Genomic DNA, 5,873 nt, shown 5'->3' with positions numbered 1-5,873 from the left:
CGAAAGTGGTATTGAAGAGATTTTAATTATTACCGGACGTAACAAACGTTCAGTAGAAGACCATTTTGATGCAAACTTTGATTTAGAAGACAACTTGAAGCAAAAACACAAAGATAAGTTGTTGAAGATGGTTGAAGATACGTCATTATTGAATATTCAATTCAAACGCCAGCACTATCCAAAAGGGTTAGGGGACGCTATTTACCAAGCGAAATCATTTGTTGGTGATGAACCCTTCTTATTACTATTAGGAGATGACATCGTGGTGAGTGCGCCAGGTGAAAAACCATTATCAAGACAAATGATGGATTGCTACCAAGCTAATTTAGTTGATGATGCTTTATTAATTGCTGGGGCTAGTGTACCTGCCAAAGAAACTTCTTCTTACGGGATTATGACAACTTCTGGTAACGGTGAAGCGGGTATTTACAATATCGATAAGTTTGAAGAAAAACCGCAAAATGAAACCGAAGAAAAATTAGCGGCGATTGGTCGTTATATTTTACCACCAGAAATTTTCGATGCCATCGAAGCCATTCCTGAAAATGCCTTCTCAGGTGAAGTAGAATTAACAGATGCCATCAACCACTTAGCTAAAGGCGACAAGTTAAAAGCCTATGACTATCAAGGTGAATGGTATGAAGTTGGCGAACCACTAGGTTTATTAAAAGCTAGCATTCAATTCGCCTTACGTCACGAAGAAACAGCAGACGGTTTCCGTGAATACTTGAAAAATGATATTATTCCAACGCTTAAATAATCGAACTTAAAAAGCAGTAGCGCGACTTCAATCGCGCTACTGCTTTTTTCAATATTTTAATAATTATCGTCATCTGGTGATAGGCCAGCGGCTAATATTTTCAATAGTTGGCCGGTTTCAGCATTTTCATGCCAGCCTCTAAAGTAGTCAGACCCGGGTCCATAAGCATAGACATTGACGTCTTCACCTGTATGGTTACCTGTTGTCCAGCCCGTATTAGAACGGCGGTCCACAATGTCTCGAATGGCTTGGGTCAAGCGGCTAACCTTTTCCTCGTACGTATAGACATATGTATGGTAGATAGACCGTAACTGGTTTTTCTCGGTAGAAGATAATTCAAATTGGATGTTACGACGAATCACTTCAACCCAGTCATTGGTTTCTTGCGTTAACTCAGCAATGTGTTCAGGAGTTGCTTTAACTTTTCGAATATAGTCAGGCAACCACGAATCGATGTTATTAGCCCCCATGGTCATCCCACCTGTCGCATGGTCAGACGTTGCAATGACAAGGGTATCTCCGTCTTGCTTGGCGAAATTGATGGCCACTTGAAAGGCGCCGGCGAAATCATCAATTTCACTCATGATCCCAACCACATCTTTATGGTGGGCAGCCCAGTCAATTTGACTCCCTTCAACCATTAGGAAGAAACCTTCATCACTCGTATCCAATCGGCGGATGGCAGAATGGACCATTTCACCAAGACTAGGAGTAACATTTGACCAACGATCAATGGCCATTGGAAGCCCAAATTCGGAGAATAAGCCAAGGACTTGTGGTTTGTGGGAATTGAAGAGTTCATGCTTAGTATGAACGATATCATAGCCAAGATTTTCAAATTCCTGAGCTAAATTTCGGTCTGGGCGGATAAAATGTTTACGGCCACCACCGAGCATAACGTCAATTTTTTGCTTACCTTCAATGGTATCGTCTAAGTATTGGTCAGCAATATCAAAATAGTCTAAGCGGCTTTCTACATGGGCCGCAAAACCTGCAGGTGTAGCGTGGCTGATTTCAGCGGTCACGACAATCCCTGTTTTTTTATTGTTTAATTTGGCAATCTCTAAAGCAGAGTCTACCCGACTCAATTGTTTGTCTAGGCCAATCACGCCATTCATGGTTTTGACACCAGTGGCCATAGCTGTTGAAGAGGCGGCAGAATCGGTAATCGTTGCCCAAGGGTCAAAGGAATAAGTGGATTGTTGGCCCACCAAGTATTGGTTAAAGATACTTGGGTTTCTAAAGTGACCAACATCTTGATGAAGGTATTCCCGGTAGGCTGAGGCGAGTGAAACGCTCATCCCGTCGGACACCATGAAAATAATGTTCTTCGGTTGGTGGGGAAATTGCTCATTACTAGCTACCATAATTTATGCTGCTTCCTTTCAGTAATCACTTGTCAAATTGATGGTATTTTTTTAAATTAATACCATCTTTTCTATCCTACAATCCTATTATAAGTTAAAATAGAAAGGAATGCTAAAGAAAGAGGGATACGACATGTTACGGATCGATGCCGCAGTTTTACATATCTTTGATACCAACACCAACGAAGCGGTCTTATCACAGACACTTTTAGACCATAAAGAACAATATATGATTGAATATATTGATAAAATGATGACCAAAATCATGTACACGGCACAGCAAAAAGTAGGCAAGCTACCTGATAGAAGTCCAGCTAAGGAAATTTTAGTGGGCATGAATCAAGCAGAAAACTTCCTACATGGCACACAAAAACTCACCAACCGTTTTTTCAATTTCACAAAATTAAACCCTGATATCAAACCAGCGGATTTACTGTGGGCAGGATTCTGGTTAGACGAAGCTTATTTTATCGGCATGTTCAAGTTAAACCACAATGAATCTTACACCCACTATGTTGAGTACGACCAGGACAACTTGAAAAACGACCTGATTATTAACCGGGCCATTCTACCTAGTCCAACCCAAGCTATTGACGAAGGGTTCTTATACTGCATCGATACAGAAGAATACTTTTTAATTGAGAAGAAACACTTGATAGAAGAATACGGGGAGCGGATTAACTATTTAAGTGAAATCTTCTTGGATATCCAAACCAATCCAAGCATGAAAGAATCAGTAAATATCATCAAAAAGGCCATCGCTAAAACTGCTAAGAAATTCGGGGAAGATGACTATCAAGACCTTGCTGAGGTAAAACAAATCCTACATGATACTATTCATGAAACACAAGCGATTGATAACCAAGCCATTGCTGAAGTTATGTACGGGGACAATTTCTCTCGTAAGCAAGCCTACTTTGAAGAAACCAAAGAACAAGGTCTAGCTGATGAAACACCTTATATGCCGGAACTTTTGGGGAACAACATGCAACGCCAAAAATTCAAGTTTGAAAACGGGATTGAATTATCTATTCCCTTAGACTTGTTTAATGACCCTGAAGTGGTTGAAATCAAAAATAACCCGGATGGAACACTGTCAGTCGAAATCAAAAATATCGAAAAAATCAAAAACATGTTCTAGACCACCACCATTGTCTAAATGACGGATAATATTAGAAAGGTTTACCTATATGTGGCAAAAATTTAAAAACTTAGGTTGGCGTGCCGCCCTAATCGTCTTCTTCGTGGTTTATATGATCACGATTTTAACAGTACCAAACCCAGAACAATTCCAAACGCCATTCCGCTTCATCTTCGCGGCTATCATCATCGTTGGTTTTGTCATGGAACTAGAAAAGAAACGTAAAAAATAAGTAGGCATTATAAAAGGTCGCGGATTGATTTTCGCGACCTTTTTACCTAATTTAACAATAGCCTTAATATCGGGCTTCCAAAGTCAAACGCTTCTGACACTTGCCAAAATACGTCAATTACTTCTAGTAATTATTCGACTTCTAAGGTGTAAGCGTCGACGTCACACTATGATACGGCACTAGTTGTCTAGTATCTCCTGTCTGGACGCTATACATCACATCCTGATTTTAGGGCAATGATAGGTAAAGTATAGGCCAAGGGTCTATGTGTACTATAAATTCTCAATGATTTGAATCAAACTGAAATCAAGAGTAAAATAGGAAAGAATAATGATAGCAAAATAAAGCAAGAGGAGAGGGTTTTTAAATGAAATATAATGACACTTGGGATTTAGACGCCATGTATCAAGGCGGAGTGACAGGGAATGCCTTTCAAGAGGCACTAGAAACCCTAGTCCAAAAACGAGATGCCTTAATCAAAGACATGCAAGCATTTGATATCAATACAACAGGCGCACCAGCAACTTTTGCGGATATTATTGATCAAGCTGACCAATACCTGAACCACTTCACTACTTTAATTACCTACGCCCAAATGGCATCTGACGCAGACATGCGTGACGAGGCGGCTTCGGCAGCGATTAATAAGGTGGCAACTTTAAACCAGGCTTATGAAATTGCCCGCAAAGGGTTAGATAAACAATTGGCTACCTTAAACGATGCCGAATTTCAGGACTTTTTAGCGGAACCCCGCTTGGCTGAAATTGCCTTCACCCTTGAGGAAGACCGTCGCGATGCGAAACGCTTGCTAGATGATCAAGCGGAAGCCCTTTTATCTGAATTACAAATCGATGGTTTATCGGGATGGTCAAATACTTATTCTACGACGGCTTCAGTGATGACGATTTCGGTCGATTTAGACGACGGCCACCACGATTATTCAGTGGGACAGGCAATGAACAACATGTACGCTGACCCAAATCCGGATAACCGGGCGAAAATTTTTGCTGCTTGGGAAGAGACTTTTGCTCAATATGGTCCAGTCTTCGCTGATGTCTTAAACCACTTAGCTGGCTACCGGTTAACCACTCAAAAATCGCATGGATACAATGATTTCATGGAGGAGCCACTAGAATATAACCGTATCAAGGCGGAAACTGTGGAAGCTATGTGGCAAGCTGTCGCAGCCAATAAAGATACCTTTGTCCAATTTTTAAACCGGAAAAAGGCTTTGCTTGGTTTAGACGAGTTGAACTGGCAAGATGTTGATGCACCATTAGATTTCGAAGACACAAAACCAACGACCTTCACTTACGATGAGGCGGCAGATTTTGTGGTGGAAAACTTTAGAACCTTTGGGGACAAGCTAGCGGACTTTGCCCAATCAGCTATAGACAAGCGGTGGATTGAAGCAGAAGACCGTCCCGGCAAGCGTCCAGGTGGTTACTGTACAGAAACCATCAACGAAGATGAAACCCGTATCTTTATGACCTTTACAGGCTCTAGAAACGATACGTCAACCTTGGCCCACGAATTGGGTCACGCCTTCCACTCTGACGTGTTAACCAGTGAAGCACCGTCTAACCAAGCTTACGCGATGAATGTTGCGGAAACAGCGTCGACTTTCGCTGAAACAATTGTAGCTAACGCCAATTTAAAACAAGCCAAAAGTAAGTCTGAGCGCCTACAATTATTGAACGCGAAAATGGAAAATGCTATCGCAATGTTCATGAATATCCGGTCTCGTTTCTTATTTGAAACAGCCTTTTACACTGAGCGTCAAGACGGTTTTGTATCAGAAAGTCGCTTGAATGAATTGATGACCCAAGCCCAAGAAGAAGCCTTTGGTGGTGCCATTAATGACTTACACCCACATTTCTGGGCCAGCAAATTACACTTCTTCATCGATGATGTGCCATTCTACAACTTCCCATACACATTCGGTTACATGTTTAGTTTAGGGATCTATGCCGAATACTTGAAAGCACCAGAAGGGTTTGAAGAGCGTTACATCGCCCTATTGAAAGATACAGGACGGATGACCACTGAAGAATTGGCTATGAAACATTTAGGCGCTGACCTAACTAAGCCAGATTTCTGGCAAGCTGCCATCGATTTGGCGGCAGCAGACGTGAAAGAATTCTTAGCTGAGTCCGAAGATTTAGTCTAAGTGAGTATATAAACAAGTTGCTAAAGCAGGTAGGGATATATTTCCTTTACCTGCTTTTTACAATATGCACAAACTTTGCGTGCTATAATTGACCAAATAAGGAGTATGTGATTTTTATGACTAAATCAACCATTTTTGACGAAATCAAACAAGAGATTATTGCCGATCCTTATAACAAGGACTATACCGACCGTGGGATTAAT

General features: G+C 41.2%; 5 protein-coding genes. 4 read left to right on the top strand and 1 reads right to left on the bottom strand.

Annotation, left to right across the window (positions count from 1 at the left end; genetic code table 11):
- Nucleotides 1-760, top strand: a 760-nt coding sequence (locus ACRCJ0_RS08800) for a UTP--glucose-1-phosphate uridylyltransferase (protein ID WP_431390206.1), incomplete at its 5' end; no start/stop codon positions are given.
- A 56-nt stretch (nucleotides 761-816) separates the two neighbouring features.
- On the opposite strand, the gene ACRCJ0_RS08795 is transcribed toward ACRCJ0_RS08800, so the two are convergent.
- Nucleotides 817-2,127 (bottom strand): alkaline phosphatase, encoded by a 1,311-nt coding sequence (locus ACRCJ0_RS08795; protein ID WP_419970715.1) that lies wholly within the window; start codon nucleotides 2,125-2,127, stop codon nucleotides 817-819.
- A 133-nt stretch (nucleotides 2,128-2,260) separates the two neighbouring features.
- On the opposite strand from ACRCJ0_RS08795, the gene ACRCJ0_RS08790 reads away from it, so the two are divergent.
- The 3 genes from ACRCJ0_RS08790 to ACRCJ0_RS08780 all read left to right on the top strand — a co-directional run bounded on the left by ACRCJ0_RS08790 (nucleotide 2,261) and on the right by ACRCJ0_RS08780 (nucleotide 5,670).
- A complete protein-coding gene (locus tag ACRCJ0_RS08790; protein ID WP_270371316.1) occupies nucleotides 2,261-3,268 on the top strand; it encodes a nucleoid-associated protein in 1,008 nt (335 codons plus the stop codon).
- A gap of 49 nt (nucleotides 3,269-3,317) precedes the next feature.
- Nucleotides 3,318-3,500, top strand: coding sequence for a hypothetical protein (locus ACRCJ0_RS08785; RefSeq protein ID WP_016897743.1), 183 nt, complete (start codon nucleotides 3,318-3,320; stop codon nucleotides 3,498-3,500).
- Nucleotides 3,501-3,867: 367 nt separating this feature from the next.
- The gene (locus tag ACRCJ0_RS08780; RefSeq protein ID WP_417892889.1) at nucleotides 3,868-5,670 is read left to right on the top strand and encodes a M3 family oligoendopeptidase; all 1,803 of its coding nucleotides are present in this window, start codon (nucleotides 3,868-3,870) and stop codon (nucleotides 5,668-5,670) included.
- The last annotated feature ends 203 nt before the right edge of the window (nucleotides 5,671-5,873 follow it).

This window comes from Aerococcus sp. L_32 (assembly GCF_050689315.1).
Note: the sequence above shows the minus strand (reverse complement) of the source record. Positions and strands in the feature narration are given on the sequence as shown.

Coding starts and splice junctions, on each gene's coding strand:
- ACRCJ0_RS08790 (WP_270371316.1), top strand. CDS start 2,261: ATGTTACGGATCGATGCCGCAGTTTTACATATCTTTGATACCAACACC.
- ACRCJ0_RS08785 (WP_016897743.1), top strand. CDS start 3,318: ATGTGGCAAAAATTTAAAAACTTAGGTTGGCGTGCCGCCCTAATCGTC.
- ACRCJ0_RS08780 (WP_417892889.1), top strand. CDS start 3,868: ATGAAATATAATGACACTTGGGATTTAGACGCCATGTATCAAGGCGGA.
- ACRCJ0_RS08795 (WP_419970715.1), bottom strand. CDS start 2,127: ATGGTAGCTAGTAATGAGCAATTTCCCCACCAACCGAAGAACATTATT.